The organism is Yoonia sp. SWMV100, assembly GCF_056108365.1.
On the sequence record NZ_JBWBAQ010000004.1, the window covers coordinates 271116 to 291183 of the forward strand.

The window sequence follows — 20068 nt, forward strand, 5'->3', positions numbered from 1 at the left end:
CCGGTCATGCAACCGGCGGGTTTGTTACAGTGTCCTGCGCTGGAATGTTACAAAAGATCGGGGGCTGTGGCGCTTTTGGCCAGCGCGTGCACGATCTCGTCCAAAGATGTTACAGTCGTTTGGGTCTCGCCCAGACGCCGGACTGTCACCGTGCGCTCTTCGACCTCGCGCGCGCCCAGCGCCAAAATGACCGGCACTTTGCCGACGGAATGTTCACGGACCTTATAGTTGATCTTTTCATTGCGGGTATCGACCTCGGCGCGCACGCCGACGGCTTTTAGGGCTGCCACAATTTCATGCGCATAGTCATCCGCATCTGACACAATCGTCGCCACAACAACCTGCCGCGGGGCGAGCCAGAACGGCAGCTTGCCTGCGTGTTCTTCGATCAGGATGCCGATGAACCGCTCGAACGACCCCAGCACAGCGCGGTGCAGCATCACCGGGCGATGCTTTGCCCCGTCCTGAGCGACATAATTCGCATCAAGCCGGTCCGGCAGGTTTGGGTCGACCTGCAAGGTGCCGCACTGCCATTCGCGCCCGATCGCGTCGGTGAGGGTAAATTCGAGTTTCGGACCGTAAAACGCGCCTTCGCCGGGCAGCAATTCAAAGTCATAGCCCGCCGCCTTACAGGCATCCCCCAACGCCGCTTCGACCCGGTCCCAGCTTTCCTCGCTGCCGATCCGCTTTTCGGGGCGTGTGGACAGTTTGATCGTCCAGTTGTCAAACCCAAGGTCGGCATAGACCGAGGCCAGCAGTTTGATGAACTTTTCCGTCTCTGCGACGATCTGGTCTTCGGTGCAGAAAATATGCGCGTCATCTTGGGTAAACCCGCGCACGCGCATGATCCCGTGCAATGCGCCCGAAGGTTCATACCGGTTGCATGACCCGAATTCCGCCATCCGCAGCGGCAGGTCGCGATAGGATTTCAGCCCCTGATTGAAAATCTGCACGTGGCAGGGGCAGTTCATCGGTTTCAGCGCGTTGACCGTCTTTTCGCGGGCATGTTCCTCGTCGACCTCGACGATGAACATATGGTCTTGGTAGTTGTCCCAGTGCCCTGACTTTTCCCACAGCACGCGGTTCACGACCTGTGGGGTGTTGACCTCGACATAGCCGTCGGCGCGTTGCTTGCGGCGCATGTAGTCCTGCAACTGTGTGTAGATCGTCCAGCCGTTCGGGTGCCAGAAGACCTGACCGGGGGCCTCTTCTTGCATGTGGTACAGGTCCATCTCGCGGCCCAGTTTACGGTGGTCACGCTTGGCGGCTTCTTCCAGCATATGCAGGTGGGCTTTCAGCCCTTCTTTGTTCGTAAAAGCGCAGCCATAGATCCGTTGCAGCATCGCACGGTTGCTGTCACCGCGCCAATATGCCCCGGCGATGGACATCAGTTTGAACGCATCCGCAGGCACCTGTCCGGTGTTTTGCAAATGCGGGCCACGGCACAGGTCCTGCCAATCGCCATGCCAATACATCCGCAATGGTTCGTCACCCGGAATGCTTTCGATCAGTTCAACCTTATAGGGTTCGCCCCGGTCCTGATAATACTGGATCGCTTTGGGGCGGTCCCAAATCTCGGTCCGGACCTCATCGCGTTTGTTGATGATCTCTTTCATCTTCTTTTCGATCGTCGCAAGGTCTTCGGGTGTAAACGGTTCTTTGCGGTCAAAGTCGTAATACCAACCGTCTTTGATCACGGGGCCGATGGTGACTTGGACGTTGGGCCACAATTCCTGCACCGCGCGCGCCATAATGTGCGCGAGGTCATGGCGGACCAGTTCGAGCGCGGGGGCGTCGTCTTTCATGGTGTTGATCGCGATGCTGCTATCTGCATCGATCGGCCATTGCAGGTCCCAATGCGCGCCGTTCACCGTCGCGCTGATCGCCTTTTTGCGCAGGCTGGGGGAAATATCGGCAGCGACATCAGCCGCAGTGACACCCGCATCATAGACACGTGCATTGCCATCAGGAAAAGTAAGAGAGATTTGGGCCATCTATTGGGCTCCTCGTCAGTTTGGCGCCCACGGAACGCCCGGTTGCGGGTTATGTGTGCCAGCTACATGATGCCTAAGATATGGGCTGTCAAGCGGGCGCCGACAGCCGGGATCCCTTATGCGGCGGCAACGACAGCAACGCCCATCGTCACGACACAGAGCAGAACCGGATCAATGACAACGGGTCGCCACGGCAAACGCAGTCTGCCGGTAATCATCGCGACGTCATGCACAACCCGCACAAAAGGGAACGCGATTGCCGCCCAATGGGTCAGTGCGGCAAAGCCAGTCATGCGGTCGATGATCAGCACAAGAATGGCAAAGGGCAAAAGCTGTCCAAACAGGTTCAAATGGGCGCGGTAGGAACGCTGACCCGAAGGCGCCATATATCGTAGGTCATGCGGCCTTGCGAAAGGATCGGACGAACGCGCGGGCAGGGGTTTTATGACACGCCGTCAACAAAGGGACTCCAGCGAAAGCCTGCGTATCACATGCCTTCCATCAGGTAGGCGCCGCCAAAATGGGCAGGTTGACCCGTTTCAAGCCATGTTTTAAGGCCCGCGATACTGCGCACCCAACCATCGCCCGTGCCATCGGAGGGGTCGTTGTTCAGATCCTCGTGTAGAACGGTCAAACAGCAAAAGTCGCCCTCAACCGCGATTTCATAGGTTATCCGCGACGGGGGCGCATCCGGTGCCCATGTTGGCTCGAAGGTGGTCACAAGCTTTGTCTTTGGCGTCACCTCAAGGTCACGTGCGTAAAGTGTAACCGTGCCGTCCGGCATCATATAGGTGACTTTGTCGTTGTCGCGCTTTGCGGTTTGTTCAAGGAAATCATAATGCTGGAACGCGTCCGCATCTGTCAGGGCGTCCCACAGCGCATCTTGGGTGCAGCGAATGTAGGTTTGCATCATGAATTTAGGTTTGTCAGTCATATCGGGTCTCCTTGGTTGAGGTTACATTGCCGCCTTCAGCGCCGCGCCAGTTTCGAGATAAGATTTCAGACTTGCCGCCAGACGCGCCCACCCTTCGGCGAATCCGTCTTGGCCGGGCGCGATGTCAAAATGTTCGATCGTCAACTTGCACCGGTCGCCTTGGGCTTCGATCAGATACACCATGTGGCTGGCGGGCGCGTTTGGACCCATAAATAGCGGTTCAAACGTCATGGCGATCCGCGATTTCGGGTCCAGCGCGGTGGTGACCTGGCGCAACATCGCATCGCCATTGGGTAAAATAAAGGCGGTCGGCTGACCGACCGTGGCATTGCCTTGCACCACGTTGCAGGCAAAGTGATATGCCGCCATCGCGCTGGCTTCGGTTAACGCGGACCATAAAGCGTCTTGGGTGCAGCGAATAAATATCTGCATCATGAAGTCAGGTTTTCCGCTTTTGCTATTTCTTTCAAGTTTATGTTTTAATTCTGTCAGTGCACGGGCCTGCGGTTGCAAAAATGGTGCAACCCAGCGGTCCATCAGATCCTGAAGAGGCAAGGCATTAAGGTAGTGATATTTAAACCGTCCCTGCTTGCGGGTGATGATCAGCCGCGCATCCTCAAGGACGCCCAGATGTTTCATCACCCCGAACCGACTAAGATCCAGAACCGTTTCAAGCTCGGACAGGCTTTGACCATCGCGCTGGCGCAAGCTGTCAAGCAAGGCGCGTCTGGCAGGGTCATTAAGGGCTTTGAAGATCTTGTCCATGGAATCGCTTATACGTTACTAGATAGTAACGTGACAATAGGGTAACTTAATGGCTCTTGCAGTGCGCGGGCAGGTGTGGTGCTTTCATGACATGAACACAGATGACACCCCCCCGACTTTAAACACCCCGCAAGGGCGCAAGATTGCCTACCACCTGACCGACGGCACCGGGCCTGCGGTTGTTTTCTTGGGCGGGTTCAAATCAGACATGGGCGGCACCAAGGCTGTGTTCCTAGAGGATTGGGCGCGTCGCGAAGGTCGTGCGTTTTTGCGGTTCGATTATTCGGGGCATGGCGAAAGCGATGGGGCCTTTACCGATGGTGCGATTGGCGACTGGTTCGAGGACGCCTGCGCGGCGCTGGGCCTGATCGCGGGCAAGGTGGTGCTGGTCGGATCATCAATGGGCGGCTGGATCGCGCTGCAAATCGCGTTGGCGATGCCTGAGCGGATCGCCGGGATGGTCACGATCGCGGCCGCCCCTGATTTCACCGAAGACAGCATGTGGGGCAGCTTTTCCGATAGCCAAAAAGCCGAACTGATGGCCGGGCAGGTGGCATTGCCGTCAGGGTATGGCGAACCCTACATCATCACCAAACGCCTGATCGAAGAAGGACGAGACCGTTTGGTTTTGCGCGATCCGCTGGCTTTGCCGTTTCCTGTCCGGTTTTTGCAAGGCACCGCAGACAAGGACGTCGATATGGCCGTCGCTTTGCGGTTGCTTGACCATGCCACCGGTCCCGATATGCGCCTGACACTGGTTGACGGTGCGGATCACCGGTTTTCGAATGACGCCTGTCTTGATCTGATCGCGCAATCGGTGACCGATGTGCTGACGGCTGCGCGGAAAGAATAGGCAATGACACAGACGATGGATATCACCACCCTTGAGGATGGTATTGCTGCTGGCGAGGCGGATGTTCCGGATCTGCGACCGGGCTGCGCCAAACGGATCGTCTGGGCGGATAAACCATGCGTGAAAACACCTGTGGTGATCCTGTTTATCCACGGGTTTTCGGCGTCTCCCGAAGAATTGCGGCCTCTTCCGGATTTGGTCGCGCAAGAATTGGGGGCAAACATCTATTTCACCCGCCTTACGGGTCACGGTCAGACCGGCGACGCGCTGGCAAATGCAACCTTTGCCGCGTGGCAGGCGGATGTCGCCGAGGCGGTCGCGGTTGCCCGTACTATCGGCGACGAGATTGTTTTGATGGGCTGCTCGACGGGCTGCACCCTAGCGACCGTCGCGATGGTAAATGGGCTGCAACCTAAGGCGGCCGTGTTTATTTCACCCAACTTTGGCTTGCGCAGCGTTGCGGCGCAGGGGCTGCTGGATATGCCGGGCGTGCGACATTGGGGGCATTATGTGGCTGGCAAGGCTCGAAAGTTCGCGGCGATTAACGAAGGGCACGCGGCCTATTGGACGAATAGCTATCCGACACAGGCGCTTTACCCGATGGCCGACGCGGTGCGCGCGGTCTGGAAATCCGATCTGTCAAAAATTAAAACCCCGACGCTGTTTGCGATCAATAATGCGGATCAGGTGGTGCACCCCAAACGCACACGCACGGTCATGGCGCGTTGGGGTGGGCCGACAACCGAAGTCGTGGTGACGCCCGGCCCCGGAGACGACCCCAACGGACATGTGATGGCCGGTGCGATCTTTAGCCCCGGCCAGACTGTGCCATTGGCCCAGCGGATTTCTGCTTGGTTGCAGGGACTCTAGCACGGTGCATAGGCTTGCGCTAAGGGGGGGTGCGGGCCAGACTGGCAGGCGCAAATCCCTGAAAGGGCGAGCATGAAAACAGGTAACCGCAAAAATGCCTTGTGAAACACTGGTGATGATCCCGCCGATGCTGTGCGATGCACGCATCTTTGAAAACCAAATCCGAACCCTAGGGTCGGATCACGCAGTCATGTTTGCGCCCACGACAAAGGGCGAAAGGATGGAGGAAATTGCGTCACAAATCCTTAGCTGGGCACCTGCCAAATTCGCACTGATGGGCATGGGGATGGGGGGTATGGTCGCGATGGAGGTGTTGCGCCGTGCGCCCGAACGCGTCACGCGGATCGCGTTGATTAGCACAAATCCGCAACCCGACACGCCCGAGATCGCCGCAGCGCGTGAACCGCAGATCATCGGGGCGCGTGCCGGACGCTGGGACGAGGTGCTGCAACACGAAATCCATTCAACATGGATGTCGCCCACCACCCATAAGGTCGGGCTGGTGCGCTTGCTCAAAGAAATGGGTGACGCTTTGGGGCCTGATGTCTACGTCAGGCAATCACGCGCGATGCAGCGCCGCAAAGACCAGCAAGCGATGTTGCACCAGATAAAACAACCGACCTTGGTGATCTGCGGGCGACATGACGGGCAATATCCGGTCAAACGACACGAATTTTTGGCAGAGCTGATCCCCTATGCGACCCTCGAAATTATCGAAGACGCGGGATATTTGCCAAGCTTCGAAGCACCAGAAGCCGTGACCGCGGCGCTGCAACTGTGGATGAAAGCGCCGCTGGTCTTACGCAGTTAATTCAGGCCGCTGCGTTTTTGTTGGCAGGCTTGGCCTTGTGCGGATCTTCCGCATTTGCATCAATGAAATTAAGCACAAGCGGACGGATATTGTTCCGCCAGCTTGCGCCAGCAAAAATCCCGTAGTGTCCCGCACCGGGTTCCAAATGCGCGGCCTTTTTGCTGTCCGGCAGATTTGTCAGCAACCCAAGCGCCGCAAGACATTGGCCGGGTGCAGAAATGTCATCTTCTTCGCCCTCGACAATCTTGACCGCAACAGTCGTGATTTTACCCATATCGACCTTGTGGCCTGCAACGGTGAAATCATTGCGGGCGATATCGCGCTTTTGAAACACCTTTTCGACCGTGGTCAGATAGAATTCGGCGGTCATATCCATAACCGACAGATATTCGTCATAGAACGCGTTGTGCTTGTCGTGTTCGGATGCTTCGCCTTTGGCGACGCGAATGATCTGGTCGCGGAACGCGTCTGAATGGGTTTGTGCGTTCATCGAAATGAAAGAGCTAAGCTGCAAGAGCCCCGGATAAACCTGGCGGCCAACACCCGCATATTTAAAGCCGACGCGTTGGATCATCGTCTGTTCCAACTGGCCCATGGTCACGGACCTGCCGAAGTCTGTAACTTCGGTGTGGTTCGCCTCTGGGTCGACGGGCCCGCCGATCAGGGTCAATGACCGCGGCTGGGCTGTCGGATCTTGTTCTGCCAGATATGCGGTGGCGGCCAACGTCAGTGGCACAGGCTGGCAGACAGCGATCACGTGCAAATCGGCACCCAGTTCGCGCATGAAGTCGACCAGATACAAGGTGTAATCTTCGACATCAAATTTGCCAGCGCTGACAGGAATGTCGCGCGCGTTGTGCCAGTCTGTCGTGTAGACGTCACAATCGGGCAGTAGGCTAATCACAGTTTTGCGCAGCAGTGTCGCATAGTGGCCCGACATTGGTGCCACCAACAAAACCCGGCGTTTGCTGGGTTTGCGCCCCGGCATCGTAAAGCGGATCAAATCGCCAAAGGGGCGCTTCACGACGGTTTCGACGACAACCGGGTGATCCTTGCCTTTTTCGCACGTGACAGGGGGGATATTCCAATCGGGCTTCATTACCATGCGGGCGAATGTGCGCTCTGTCACCTCACCCCAGGCTTGTAGCCAATCCATCGCAGGATTTGCCCCAAAGGACATGGCAGGGTATGACGCAAAGGCGCGCGCCGAGGCACCCAGCCATTGGTTTGTGTTCCGCACGCTTTCCATCAGGTCGTAGGTCATCATATACTTCATGTATCAGCTCCTTTTGAGGGCGCGCAGAGTATGCTGCACGTGCAGCATACGCATAGGAATGTGGTTATGACAACAAACGATTTAAAAACGCCTACCCCGTCTGATCACAATGTTGCCAAGCTTGACGCCAATCTGGCCCGGATCGAGGTGCTCACGCAACGTCTCCTTAAGGCTATGGGGCAGGCGCGCAAAGTTCCGCCCGCGTTGCAGGGCCCCAGCCAAGAACTGTATGTCAAAGCTGCCGGCGCTTATATGACGGAAATGTTTCAAAATCCCGCCAAACTGATCGAGCATCAGATTGAATTCTGGGGTAAATCCGTCAAACATTTTGTCGAGGCGCAGCATCTGTTGGCGCAAGGTAAACTCGAACCTGCCACAGACAATACCCCCACAGACCGGCGGTTTTCGCACCCGCTTTGGGATACCAACCCGTACTTCAATTTCATCAAACAGCAGTACCTCATGAACGCCGCTGCGGTGCAGCAGGCGGTCGAAGATATCGACACGCTTGATTCGGAAGAAAAGAAGCGTCTGCGTTATTTTAGTCGCCAAATTGTCGATTTGATCTGTCCGACCAACTTTTTGGCGACAAACCCAGAGGCATTGTCGCTGGCGGCCGAGACCGAAGGCGAAAGCCTTGTTGCGGGGCTCGAAAACCTGATTGCCGACCTTGAGGCAAACAATGGCGATATGGTTGTCACGCTGGCTGATAAATCTGCCTTCAGAGTGGGCGAAAATCTTGCGACGACGCCGGGGGCTGTGGTGTTTCGTAACCACATGTTTGAACTGATCCAATACGCGCCGACCACAGAACAGGTTTACACCACGCCATTGATCATTTTCCCACCGTGGATCAACAAATTTTACATTCTTGACCTCAAACCGCAAAACAGCCTGATCAAATGGGCCGTCGCCCAAGGGCATACCGTCTTTGTGGTTTCATGGGTCAATCCGGACGCCAGCTACAAAGACATCGGGATGGATGACTATGTCGAAGACGGCTATCTGACCGCCTTTGCCGAGGTGAAAAAGATTTGCGGCGTTAAGAAAGTGAACGCGGTCGGATATTGTATTGCGGGCACCACCCTGTCGCTTACCTTGGCATTAATGGCGCAGCGCAAAGACACCTCGGTGAATACGGCGACCTTATTTACAACGTTGACGGATTTTTCCGACCGTGGCGAAGTCGGCGTATTCTTAGATAATGATTTCGTCGACGGGATCACCGCCGAGGTTTCCGAAAGCGGGATGCTCGATTCATTTTACATGTCGCGCACGTTTTCATTTTTACGGGCGAACGACCTGATCTACGGCCCCGCGATCAAAAGTTATATGTTGGGGAAGGCCCCGCCAGCCTTTGACCTGCTCTACTGGAACGGGGACGGCACCAACCTGCCGGGCAAGATGGCTGTCGAATACCTGCGCGGGCTTTGCCAAGACGACAAATTCGCGACAACCGGGTTCGAGATTTGTGGAACCACTGTGCGGCTCAAAGACGTGACTGTCCCGCTTTGCGCCATCGCTTGCGAGACAGATCACATCGCCGCGTGGAAAAGCAGCTATACGGGCGTGCAAAAGATGGGATCAAAGGAAAAGACATTTATCCTGTCCGAGTCAGGCCATATTGCGGGCATCATAAACCCCCCTGAAAAGCGGAAATATGGTCATTATACCAACCCCGATCTGGGTCTGGGCGCCGACGAATGGCTTGCGACAGCGGACAAGCATGACGGGTCTTGGTGGCCGATGTGGGAGGCTTGGTTGGCCAAAAAGTCAGGTAAAATGGTCGCGGCAAGACAACTTGGGGACGATTCCCACCCCGTCCTTGCGGCCGCGCCCGGCACATACGTGATCTCTAAGTAGCGTAACCGACAGGGTTAATTCCGCACCTGCAAATTTTTTTATGCTGCGGTGCAGAAAATACTTGAAATGCTGCAGTGCAGCATTCATATTGGGTGCAGAGATAATAATGCGGCAATCGCCCACCAAACCTGAAAGGCTACTACAATGGCTACTAAGACAACTGACTTCACCGCCATCTTCAAGGACATGGCAGGTTCTTTCCCCGTCGATACAAAAGCGATGGAAGAGCAATTCAAAAACCAGTCTGCGCTGGCTGAAAAAATGTCCGCTGTTGCTTTGGACGCTGCTGGCAAATCTGCTGAAATTTCTGCAAAGTGGACACAAGATACACTGGGCAAACTGGAAGCGATGTCAAAGTCGAAGCCAGAGCCAGCTGACTATGCAAAAGCGATGACAGATTTCGCATCTTCGACCGCAGAAGCCGCTGCCGAACACATGTCTGCTTTCGCTGAAATCGCGAAAAAAGTGCAAACACAGACCATGGAACTGATGATGGCTGCTGGCAAAGACATGTCAGAAGACCTGTCAGCTGCTGCTAAAAAAGCAACATCCGAAGTGTCTGCCGCTGCAAAGAAAGCAACTGCAGCGAAGTAACGAGTATCTGTGCATCTCATCCTCCCCCCTGAGATCACAAACTGAAACGGCCCGCAATTTGCGGGTCGTTTTCGTTTCGCGGATCACCTTTAAGGTGAACTCCGAAACCAGAGTGGGGGGTTGATCTAAAAGGCTTTCTTTTTGCGCGGACGCGGCATAGGCTTCTCTGCACTGCAACATATCTGGGGAGGGATCGCTGTGGCCGACACCAACAAACCGCTTTTGATCAAGCGCTACGCGAGCCGACGTCTGTATAACACCGAAACAAGCGACTATGTAACGCTTGAAGATATCGCCGTGTTCATTCGCGCAGGTCGCGAAGTGCAAATTGTTGACCTGAAATCGGGCGACGACCTGACACGCCAATACCTGCTGCAAATCATCGCGGAACATGAATCGCGTGGCGAAAGCGTGCTTCCTGTGGATGTGCTGACGGATCTTGTGCGCAGCTATACCTCGCAAGCGGCGTCTGTCGTGCCTGAATTCTTGCAAGCCAGCTTTGAAATGCTGCGCGACGGGCAGTCAAAGGCGCTTGAAAATATGACCAAGGCCAACCCGATGGTTGCGATGCCCGGTTTCGAAGCCATGCGTGCCCAACAGACGGCTTTCTTCAAGGCGATGACAGGTGGGATAATCCCGACCGGCAGCAGTGGCCCTGCGCGCGAAACCGGCAACGACGATCTGGCAGATATCAAAAATCAACTGACTGAACTGCAGGAAAAACTTTCAAAGCTCGGAAAGTAGCGCGGCGGTCGTTGCCGCCTTGTCGGGTGGTATGGATCGGAAAATAACAGCGTTTCACAGGGGTGCTTTTACCGCCCGAACCGGCGCAAGGGGATCGCTGCGCAATGATTGTTATGTGATCCCTGACAATCACCGAATTGCAGCAGCACGTATTTCCCCCTAGCCTTGGGGCAACAGTGCAAGGGGGGCAGATGGCAACGGCAGGGAAAATTACGCTATGGGGTGTCGAGATATTCGTTGCCACCGCCGAAGAAGCCTCTATTTCCGGCGCTGCCCGGCGGTTGGATAGTTCGGCTGCCACCGTTAGCCAGCAACTGACCAACCTTGAAACAGCAATCGGGGTGCAGTTGCTGAACCGTGCCGAACGTCCGGTGACGTTGACCCCCGCAGGTGAAATGTTTTTGCGCCGCGCCAATGTCATTTTGAACGAGGCGGATCAGGCCCGCGCCGAACTGGCGATGGCCGATTACAGTCGCCTGACGCGGTTCCGGTTGGGCATGATCGAAGATTTTGATGCGGACGTCACACCCGGCCTGCTGACCACGATGAGCGACACGTTGAAAAACTGCCAGTTTTTGTTAGAGACCGGCGCATCGCACCGGCTGTTTGATTTGCTGGACAGTCGTGCGCTGGATGTGATTGTAGCGACAGATTTAGGGCAGGCCGGCCCCGAAATGGAAGCCCATCCGCTGCTTGAAGAACCCTTTGTGATTGCCGTCCCGAAAGGCACAATCAGGGATGGCGATGTGATACGACAATTGCGCCAAATGCAGTTGATCCAATACACCACGCGGCACCTGATGGGGCGTATGATTGCCGCGCATCTTGCCCGCGAAAATGTGCGGATCACGTACCGGTTCGAACTCGACAGTTATCACGCAATTATGGCGATGGTGGCGGCCGGGTCCGGTTGGACCATCCTGACACCGCTCGGCTGGTTGCGTGCGCAGCGGTTTCAACACGCGGTTGACCTGCTGCCCTTGCCGTTTGCGCCGCTGTCGCGGGTGATTTCATTGACGGCGCGCCGCGATATTCTGGGCGCCATGCCCACCACAATCGCAGAGCATATCAAGCCGCTGCTCGCGGACTTGATCGTGCGGCCTGCGATCGAAAGCCATCCCTGGCTACACGATCAACTGCGCCTGCGCTAACCGTAAGCGCGCGACGGGACCATCGCGGCGTTTGCAGCCTGTATAATAATCCGCGCAATCACATCACATTCTTCCAGCGTCAGGCGGGCGGGCAGGCGCACATCACATGCACGCATCAACATGGCACGGGTCTGCGGCAGGTCGGGCGTTTCACCCATGAACTGCCAATTCCAAAATGCGCGTGCGTTGTCCGTGCTTTGCCCGAAGACCTGAATTTTCAAACCCGCAGCCGATGCAGCGTCAACAAACTGCGCGATATCAGCGTCTGTCATGTCAACGACGTTGAACTGGATCGAATCGGGGGCGCGTTGTTCAGCGCGCAGGCAGTCAGGCACCGTAAGCCAAGGCGACTGGTTCAACTGTGCCGCCACGTGATCGTGGTTGCGCCGTCCCATTGCGACGCGGCGCGGCAGCTCTGTTAATTGCGGCCGGATCAGCGCGGCTGACAGGTTATTGAGCCGCTGGTTATAAAGCGGCAGTTGGTTCTGCCATTTTGCAAAACTGTCATGCAGCACAGGGTGCTTTTTCCAGTTATGTTCGTAGGCGCCCGACATAATAATGGCGCGGGCAATCAGGTCAGGGTCATCCGTGACCATGATACCGCCTTCACCCGCGTTCAGCAGTTTATAGGACTGAAAGCTGAAACATCCGATTTTGCCAATCGTCCCGATATTGCGCCCGTGCCAGGTCGTGCCAAGCGAATGCGCCGCATCTTCGATCACGGGGACATTCGCGGCGTCGCACAGCTGCATGATCGCATCCATATCCGACGTATGTCCGCGCATGTGACTGATGATCACCGCCTGCACGCTTGGCAATTTGGCCGCGAAATCTTCCGTATCAATGCGGTAGTTGTCGGCGCATTCGCACAAAACCGGCACGCATTCCGCGTGCACAACAGCCGAAGGTACGGCCCCGAAGGTGAACGCCGGGATCATCACACGCGCGTCGCGGGGCAGACCTAAGGCCTTGAGCGACAGAAATAGCGCCGCCGAACACGACGATACTGCCAAGGCATATTTGCTGCCTAACAGGGCCGCAAATTCCGCCTCAAGCAACGTGACCGGAGAATTTTCCGATGTGTAGCGAAATAGGTCACCCGTCTGCAGGATGCGCGTGACCTCGGCCATGGCTGCTGGTGGGATGGGTTCGGCGTCGTAGACGTTGGGGATCTGGCTCATGTATTCAGCTTTTCCGAAAGTATGTTTCGGTGAACTTTAACATATCTTAAGTTACAAATCTATGACGATTAAACCCCTAACCGATCACGCAGTGCATACCATGTCATCGCGAGTGTCAGCAAAGGCGCGCGAAAGGTGGGGCCGCCGGGAAAATTCGGGACCTTCAACGCCGACAGCGTATCAAACCGCCCGGCCTGTCCGGCGATCGCCTCGGCCATCACTTTGCCAGCGAAACCAGACAACGCGACGCCGTGCCCCGAAAAACCAGCCCCAGATAAAATATTGGGGGCAACACGCTGTACCGCGGGCAGGCGGGTCATCGTGATTCCCAATGTGCCACCCCAGACATAATCAACCTTCACACCGGCAAGCTGCGGAAACAGGCTTGTCATCCGCTGGATCAACGCGGTGTTGATATCCTTGGGAAACCCAAGCGAATAACTTTCCCGCCCACCGAACAGAAACCTGTTGTCTTCGGACATCCGGTAATAGTTCACCACAAATTTGCTGTCAGCGACCGCAATATCGCGCGCCAGCACGTCTGCCGCCCGGTCGCCCAACGGTTCGGTCGCGCAGATAAAGCTGTTGATCGGCATCACCTTGGCAGCTGTTTTTGCGTCGATGTTGGGCAGATACCCGTTGCCCGCGATAATCACATGCTTGGCTTTGACGTCGCCATGGGGTGTGGTCAGTGTCACGGTGTCGCCGTGGGTGATTTGTGTCACCTCTGTGCGTTCAAAAATGCGCGCGCCTGCGGTTTCGGCCAAACGCGCCAGACCCACCGCATAGCGCAGCGGATGAATGTGGCCCGCGCCCATATCCAGCAACCCACCCTGATAGCGCGGTGATTTGACGATGGAGCGCATCGCATCGACATCAAGTACCTCGATCTGGTCGTAGCCGTAGGCCTGTGCCGAATGTGCGGCGTCCGCCGCATAGCTCGCGGCCTCTTTGGGGTTGTAAAACCCGTGGGCGACACCGGGACGATAGCGTGCTTCGGGAATGTGGGTGGCACAGGTGTCGCGCACGTCTTGCTTGGCTTCTTCGGCCAGCACCCAAAGCGCAAGCGCCGCATCTTTGCCAAGCTTCTTTTCCAGCGTCATCTGGTCGGCGTTATACCCGCTGCCGACCTGACCGCCATTGCGCCCCGATGCACCAAACCCCACGCAATGGGCGTCCAGCACCACAACATCCAGCCCTTTTTCCGCCAAATGCCGTGCAGCGGAAAGTCCGGTAAAACCAGCCCCGATCACGCAAACATCGACCGATATGTCGCCATCCAGCGTCGGCCGGTCAGCGGGCAAATCGGTGCTGGCGGCGTACCAGCTATTGGGTCGTTGGCCGGGCTGATCGTTGCGATAAAGCGGGTTCATGAAATTCGTCCGATGGCTTGCATTGATAAGCCATTGATAGGCATGCTGCTGCCAGCCCGCAATCGAAACCGAAAGGACTGACGCATGACCACCCCGAAAGACACGTATGACGCAGTCTGCCACTGCGGGACCGTTCAGTTTACTGTGACCTTAAAAGGCGGATTGGCCAGTGCGCGGCGCTGCACCTGTTCATTTTGCGCGATGCGTGGGGCGGTGGCGGTGACCGCGCCCTTGGACGGTGTGCAGATTACAGCGGGCAAGGATGCGTTGACGCTGTATCAATTCAACACCAAAGCCGCGCAGCACTATTTTTGTTCGAAATGCGGGATTTACACCCATCACAAACGGCGATCGAACCCGAACGAACTGGGGGTGAATGCGGCCTGTCTAAAGGGCGTGAGCCCGTTCGATTTTGCCGAGGTCATCGTGAACAATGGCGTCCAACATCCCAGCGACGATCCGGACGCGCCGCATATCGCCGGGGTGTTGCGGTTCACCAAATCTTAGACGTTCAACAGCAGGTGTTCACGCTCCCAAGGGCTGATTACTTGCAGGAATTCTTTGTATTCTAGCCGCTTCACGATGGAATAGACGCGGGCAAAATCAGCGCCCAGCACCGTATGAAGTTCCTTGGCTTCTTCAAACAGATCCAGCGCTTCACTTAGTGATCCCGAAATTTCGGCCTCTGAATCATACGCCTCACCGCGCCAACGCTTGTCGGGGCGTATTTCGTTTTTCAGACCCAGATAGCCACAGGCCAATGACGCCGCGATGCACAGATAAGGGTTGCAATCCATGCCGGGCAGGCGGTTTTCAATGCGGCGTGCGCTGGGGTCGCTGATGGGAATCCGGATGCCCGTGGTGCGGTTATCGCGGCCCCATTCCAGGTTCACAGGTGCGGCGCTGTCTGGCACATAGCGGCGATAGCTGTTGACGTAGGGCGCGATCAGCGCGATGGCGCTGGGCATATGTTCTTGCAGACCACCGATAAAATGGAAGAACGCGTCGGTTTCCCCGCCCTGTGGTCCGGTAAATATATTACGCCCGCTTTCGTCTAACACAGAGTGGTGGACATGCATCGCCGACCCCGGTTCGCCTTCGATCGGTTTGGCCATAAAGGTCGCAAAGCAATCATGCTTCAGCGCGGCCTCGCGAATGAGGCGTTTGAAAAAGAATACCTCGTCCGCCAGCTTGATCGGGTCGCCGTGGCGCAGGTTAATTTCAAGCTGTCCGGCGCCGCCTTCCTGGGCGATGCCGTCAATCTCAAAGCCTTGGATTTCGGCGTATTCATAGATGTCATCAATCACCGGGCCGTAATCATCCACGGCGGTCATCGAATAGGCCTGACGCCCTGCGGCAGGACGGCCGGTGCGGCCCATCATTGGTTCAATCGCTTTGGCGGGGTCAATGTTACGGCCCACCAGATAAAATTCCATCTCGGGGGCGACAACAGGGGTCCAGCCTTCGGCCTTGTAAAGATCCACGACACGGCGCAACACGTTGCGGGGCGAAAACGGCACCGGGCGGCCTTTTTGGTCATAGGCGTCGTGGATCACTTGCAGCGTTCCATCTGCCGCCCAAGGAGCGGCGGTCGCCGTCGATAAATCCGGTTTCAAGATCATATCGGGTTCAAGAAACCCGTCTGGACCTGCGGCTTCGCCCCATTCACCGGTGATGGTCTGGAAAAAGATCGAATTAGGCAAATGGAAATGCGATTGCTTTTCCCATTTTCCGGCTGGAACCGCCTTACCGCGGGCGATACCGGGTAAATCTGCGATGACACATTCGACCTCGTCCAGACGGTTGGCCTCGAGATAGGCCACTGCGGCTGCGGGGATTTTGGCTGTCCAGCTCATGCTAGTTTTCTTTCTTGAAAGAAGCGCGCGATCTGTGCGGCAAGGCGGGCGCTGTCCACCGGTTTATCAAGATCGTTGCGCACCTGCGTCAGTTGCGCGTCGGGAACATTTCCGGGGCCGCGATACTTCAACAGTCCGTCGATCACTTGCGTGTCAAATTCCGGGTGCGGCTGCACCGTAAAAATCCGGTTGCCGTAGACCAGCGCGGCATTGGTGCAAAAGTCATTGGTGCCCACCACGGTCGCGTCCGCGGGGCGGGTGATAACCTGATCCTGATGCCACGCGTTCAGCGCGAATTCTTCACCGTTCAACCGGTAGGTCTGCCGCCCGACAGCCCAGCCGCCATCAAACTTGGCGACTTTGCCACCCAGCGCTTGCGCGATGATTTGGTGACCAAAGCAGACACCCACCAACGGAATATCGGCGGAATAGACGTCGCGGATCAGATTTTCCAACGGCGGAATAAACGGGTGGTCCTCGTAGGCGCCATGTTTGGAACCGGTGATCAACCAGCCGTCGCAATCTGTGATCGCATCCGGGAATTCCATGTCCACAACACTATAGACGGCAAATTCAAACCCTTTGCCGCCCAAAAGACGTTTAAAAAGATCAGCGAAATCGCCGGTGTCCGGGCGCAATTCGTCCGGCGCGTGCCCTGTTTGCAGGATGCCGATTTTCATAATGTCACCGTGTGTTGATGTATCGGGTTACGCTACTCTGCCATTTATGCCGCCGCAAGCGGTCCCGTTACACAGTGTCGAGATACAGTTCGAGCTGCTGTTCCTCTGACAGTTCCGAGAAATAGTGCAGTTCTTGCCGTTTGGTCATCACAAAGCTGTCCACCAACAGGTCATCAAATATCCGGCGGACAAGCGGGCTGGTTTCAAACGTATCAATCGATCCTGCCCATGTGTCCGGGATTTGCAAAATATCCTGATCATAGGCGTTACCGGAAATCGGCTTGGGTGGGGTCAAATCGTCTTCGATCCCGATCAAGGCAGAACCCAGAACTGCGGCTAGAAACAGATAGGGGTTTACATCACCGCCGGCGACACGGTGTTCGACACGGCGGGCCTTGAAGCTGCCGCCGGGGACGCGGACCGACGCTGTACGGTTGTCGTAAGCCCAGCAAACGCCCGTTGGCGCATGGCTTTCGGGCACGAGGCGTTGATAGGAATTTCCGTGCGGCGCAAAAACCAGCGTCAGATCGGGGATACCTTTCAGACAGCCCGCAATTGCATTGTGCAACAGGCGTGTTCCTTCGAAGGTGTCGTTGGCCATGAGGTTATTACCCGCATCATCCACGACGGAAAAATGCGTATGCAGACCGTTGCCGGCATATTCCTCGTATGGTTTCGCCATAAAACTGGCGGCCATGCCATGGTTGCGGGCCAGACCGCGCACCAGCATTTTAAACAGCCATGCATCATCTGCGGCCTTTAAGGCGTCGGGGACGTGTTCAAGGTTGACCTCGAACTGGCCCATCCCGACTTCGGAAATCGCGGCTTCTGCCGGAATGTCCATTTCTTCGCAGGCGTCATACAGGTCGTTAAAAAATCCATCGAACGCGTCCAGTGCACGCAAAGACAGGATTTCCGCGCCGGGGCGGCGTTTGCCGGACCTTGGCGAGCGCGGCTGGCGGATACCATCGCCGCTGTCATCGACCAGATAAAACTCCATTTCGGTGGCGACGACGGGCGTCAGACCGCGCGCCTTGTAGCGGTCCACAACACGGGCCAGTGCCTGACGCGGGTCGCCTTCAAACGGGCGGCCATCTTCGTGGTGCATCCAGACAGGCAACAAGGCTGACGGGCTTGGCAACCAAGGCATCGGCACATAGCCACGTTCTGTCGGCAGCAACACACCGTCGGGGTCACCGTCTTCGAATACCAGCGGGCTGTCTTCGACGTCTTCACCCCAAATATCAAGGCTGAGAATCGAGAAAGGAAAGCGTGTGCCTTCTGTTTCCAGCTTTGCCGCGAACCGGCGCGGAAGTCGTTTTCCGCGTGCTTGACCGTTCAGGTCTGCCGCACCGCACCGCACATTGCGCACTTCGGGGTGCGCGTCTAGCCAACTCATCTGATCACCTGTGGTTTGATTTTAAGGCGCTTGCGGCGCTCTTGAGGAAGATGGCGGTTGAGGCGATTGTTCACCAACCCGAACAGCCCGATAACCGCTAGTGACAATAGCACAAAATAGCCAGCTAAAATCGGATAGGGAATGAACGGGTTAAACGTTTTATCCGCGAAATAGTTGGCGTAATACAGGGCATCACCGCGTTGCTGGATGATCGGAAATCCGGCAAAAAACACCAGCGTCGTCGCATGAAACAAAAATATCGCTTCGTTGGTATATGCGGGCCACGCGAGCCGCAGCATCGTCGGCCAAATGACGCGCCTGAACCGGGACCAGCCAGACAACCCGTAAGCATCTGCCGCTTCGGTGTCGCCTTTGGGAATGGATTGCAGTGCCCCGTAAAATATCTCGCCCGTGTAGGCTGACGTATTCAAAAACAGCACAACCAATGCCCCCGCCCATGCGGACGTCAGCGGGGTGAACACCGGATAGCTGCCCTTGAGCCCGAGGAACAGGAAATACGCAAAAAAGAACTGGATAAACAGCGGTGAGCCACGGAAGATAAAGATGAACCATTCCGATGGTTTGCGCAGGAACGGGGATCGCGCGGCTTTGCCCAACGCGACGGCGGTCGCCATGAAAAATCCGAAAAACAGGGCGAACACGCCAAAATAAATGTTCCAGATCATCCCCGACCCGATCAGCGTGAATTGCTGACACAGGGTGAAATCACTGCGCGGAAGGCGTTCGCCGATCCCTTGGCTGCGCAGCCCGAATTCCATGATGGTATCCCAGCAACTCATGCGGCGGCCTTTCGTTGTGCTTCGCCGCCGGAGGTGGCCTGCCCAAAGGTCAACCGCGCCATGATCCGATCAAGGACGACTTCGGACAGCTTGGTAAAGCAAAGGTAGAACACTAACAGTGCGAGGAAATACCACATCCGCCAGTCGGGGTGCGGAAAGTCGGTGAACTGCGGCTGTTTCGACCCGCCCAGTTCCCGCGCCCAATAGACAATATCTTCGACGCCCAGCAGGAACAACAGCGGGGTCGCTTTGATCAGCACCATCCACAGGTTTGACAGGCCGGGCAGGGCAAAAACCCACATTTGCGGCACCAGAATGCGCCAAAATGTCTGCCTGCGCGACATGCCATAGGCTTCGCCGGTTTCCATCTGGCCGCGCGGCACGGCGGACATCGCCCCCAAAAGAACGTTGCCCGCAAAGGCGCCAAAGACGATCGAAAATGTCAACACAGCCAGCGCAAACCCGTAGGTTTCATGCACCCATTGTGGCGCGTTGCCCAGCGGCAGCTTTGCCGCCGCGCAGACGACGAAATCGTTGCCCTGCCGCACGGGTTCCGTCCAGTCAGGGCATTTGACCTTGTGGCGGACGTATTCAAGCGCCTGATCCAGCGCGATGACAAAAAACAGGAAAAACACCACGTCGGGCACGCCACGCACAAGGGCGATATAGGCTTTGCCAAACCAGCGCAGCGGCGGGATATGGCTGCGGGCCGCAGCGGCGGCGCCAAATCCAAAGGCCAAGGCCACAGGTGCCGTGATCGCCAAAAGCAGCAAAACAGTACCAAACGCGTAATACATCGCCATGTGCTTGCCGGTGGTCAGGTAACACCCGAGCCATTGCAAACCATCAAGCACGTTAGGATCAGAACAAAAACTAAAAATGAGAGGTCACCAATCGGGTAGAAAGAGGGGGCAAATTGCCCCC

General features: G+C 56.5%; 20 protein-coding genes. 8 read left to right on the plus strand and 12 right to left on the minus strand.

What is annotated here, in order from left to right:
- Positions 1-47 precede the first annotated feature (47 nt).
- The 4 genes from thrS to ACXJGX_RS10485 form a co-directional block, all read right to left on the minus strand.
- Positions 48-1994, minus strand: coding sequence for a threonine--tRNA ligase (gene thrS, locus ACXJGX_RS10470; RefSeq protein ID WP_474781346.1), 1947 nt, complete (start codon positions 1992-1994; stop codon positions 48-50).
- 116 nt (positions 1995-2110) lie between these two features.
- The gene (locus tag ACXJGX_RS10475) at positions 2111-2380 is read right to left on the minus strand and encodes an MAPEG family protein (RefSeq protein WP_474781348.1); all 270 of its coding nucleotides are present in this window, start codon (positions 2378-2380) and stop codon (positions 2111-2113) included.
- 101 nt (positions 2381-2481) lie between these two features.
- Positions 2482-2928, minus strand: coding sequence for an SRPBCC domain-containing protein (locus ACXJGX_RS10480; protein ID WP_474781350.1), 447 nt, complete (start codon positions 2926-2928; stop codon positions 2482-2484).
- 21 nt (positions 2929-2949) lie between these two features.
- Positions 2950-3693: an ArsR/SmtB family transcription factor gene (locus ACXJGX_RS10485; protein ID WP_474781352.1), complete on the minus strand. Its 744-nt coding sequence runs from the start codon at positions 3691-3693 to the stop codon at positions 2950-2952.
- Between the two features lie 91 nt (positions 3694-3784).
- On the opposite strand from ACXJGX_RS10485, the gene ACXJGX_RS10490 reads away from it, so the two are divergent.
- From ACXJGX_RS10490 to ACXJGX_RS10500, 3 genes are all read left to right on the plus strand, one after another.
- Positions 3785-4546, plus strand: coding sequence for an alpha/beta hydrolase (locus ACXJGX_RS10490; protein WP_474781909.1), 762 nt, complete (start codon positions 3785-3787; stop codon positions 4544-4546).
- 15 nt (positions 4547-4561) lie between these two features.
- Positions 4562-5416, plus strand: coding sequence for an alpha/beta hydrolase (locus ACXJGX_RS10495; protein WP_474781354.1), 855 nt, complete (start codon positions 4562-4564; stop codon positions 5414-5416).
- 94 nt (positions 5417-5510) lie between these two features.
- Positions 5511-6227 (plus strand): alpha/beta fold hydrolase, encoded by a 717-nt coding sequence (locus ACXJGX_RS10500; RefSeq protein WP_474781356.1) that lies wholly within the window; start codon positions 5511-5513, stop codon positions 6225-6227.
- A gap of 1 nt (position 6228) precedes the next feature.
- Here the strand turns inward: ACXJGX_RS10500 and phaZ are convergent, their stop codons facing one another.
- Entirely contained in the window at positions 6229-7503 is a 1275-nt protein-coding gene (phaZ, locus tag ACXJGX_RS10505) for a polyhydroxyalkanoate depolymerase (protein WP_474781358.1), read from the minus strand.
- Between the two features lie 66 nt (positions 7504-7569).
- On the opposite strand from phaZ, the gene ACXJGX_RS10510 reads away from it, so the two are divergent.
- The 4 genes from ACXJGX_RS10510 to ACXJGX_RS10525 all read left to right on the plus strand — a co-directional run bounded on the left by ACXJGX_RS10510 (position 7570) and on the right by ACXJGX_RS10525 (position 11855).
- Complete coding sequence (locus ACXJGX_RS10510; protein WP_474781360.1) at positions 7570-9366, plus strand: PHA/PHB synthase family protein; 1797 nt, start codon at positions 7570-7572, stop codon at positions 9364-9366.
- A 144-nt stretch (positions 9367-9510) separates the two neighbouring features.
- Positions 9511-9960, plus strand: a complete 450-nt coding sequence (locus ACXJGX_RS10515; RefSeq protein WP_474781362.1) for a phasin family protein — start codon at positions 9511-9513, stop codon at positions 9958-9960.
- 198 nt (positions 9961-10158) lie between these two features.
- The gene (phaR, locus tag ACXJGX_RS10520; protein ID WP_474781364.1) at positions 10159-10704 is read left to right on the plus strand and encodes a polyhydroxyalkanoate synthesis repressor PhaR; all 546 of its coding nucleotides are present in this window, start codon (positions 10159-10161) and stop codon (positions 10702-10704) included.
- A gap of 191 nt (positions 10705-10895) precedes the next feature.
- On the plus strand, positions 10896-11855 hold the full coding sequence (locus ACXJGX_RS10525) for a LysR family transcriptional regulator (protein ID WP_474781366.1): 960 nt from the start codon (positions 10896-10898) through the stop codon (positions 11853-11855).
- Here the strand turns inward: ACXJGX_RS10525 and ACXJGX_RS10530 are convergent.
- On the minus strand, positions 11852-13036 hold the full coding sequence (locus ACXJGX_RS10530) for a DegT/DnrJ/EryC1/StrS family aminotransferase (protein WP_474781368.1): 1185 nt from the start codon (positions 13034-13036) through the stop codon (positions 11852-11854). The genes ACXJGX_RS10525 and ACXJGX_RS10530 overlap by 4 nt on opposite strands.
- A gap of 68 nt (positions 13037-13104) precedes the next feature.
- Positions 13105-14409 (minus strand): NAD(P)/FAD-dependent oxidoreductase, encoded by a 1305-nt coding sequence (locus tag ACXJGX_RS10535; protein WP_474781370.1) that lies wholly within the window; start codon positions 14407-14409, stop codon positions 13105-13107.
- Positions 14410-14493: 84 nt separating this feature from the next.
- Here ACXJGX_RS10535 and ACXJGX_RS10540 point away from each other — a divergent pair, with 84 nt between their 5' ends.
- Complete coding sequence (locus ACXJGX_RS10540; protein WP_474781372.1) at positions 14494-14916, plus strand: GFA family protein; 423 nt, start codon at positions 14494-14496, stop codon at positions 14914-14916.
- On the opposite strand, the gene ACXJGX_RS10545 is transcribed toward ACXJGX_RS10540, so the two are convergent.
- The 5 genes from ACXJGX_RS10545 to ACXJGX_RS10565 all read right to left on the minus strand — a co-directional run bounded on the left by ACXJGX_RS10545 (position 14913) and on the right by ACXJGX_RS10565 (position 20025).
- Positions 14913-16265, minus strand: a complete 1353-nt coding sequence (locus ACXJGX_RS10545) for a glutamine synthetase family protein (protein WP_474781374.1) — start codon at positions 16263-16265, stop codon at positions 14913-14915. The genes ACXJGX_RS10540 and ACXJGX_RS10545 overlap by 4 nt on opposite strands.
- On the minus strand, positions 16262-16945 hold the full coding sequence (locus ACXJGX_RS10550; protein WP_474781376.1) for a type 1 glutamine amidotransferase: 684 nt from the start codon (positions 16943-16945) through the stop codon (positions 16262-16264). Before ACXJGX_RS10550 ends, ACXJGX_RS10545 begins: the two co-directional genes overlap by 4 nt.
- Positions 16946-17012: 67 nt before the next feature.
- Positions 17013-18344: a glutamine synthetase family protein gene (locus ACXJGX_RS10555; RefSeq protein WP_474781378.1), complete on the minus strand. Its 1332-nt coding sequence runs from the start codon at positions 18342-18344 to the stop codon at positions 17013-17015.
- The gene (locus ACXJGX_RS10560) at positions 18341-19144 is read right to left on the minus strand and encodes an ABC transporter permease (RefSeq protein ID WP_474781380.1); all 804 of its coding nucleotides are present in this window, start codon (positions 19142-19144) and stop codon (positions 18341-18343) included. Before ACXJGX_RS10560 ends, ACXJGX_RS10555 begins: the two co-directional genes overlap by 4 nt.
- Complete coding sequence (locus tag ACXJGX_RS10565) at positions 19141-20025, minus strand: ABC transporter permease (protein ID WP_474781912.1); 885 nt, start codon at positions 20023-20025, stop codon at positions 19141-19143. The genes ACXJGX_RS10560 and ACXJGX_RS10565 overlap by 4 nt, the downstream gene beginning before the upstream one ends.
- Positions 20026-20068: the final 43 nt, after the last annotated feature.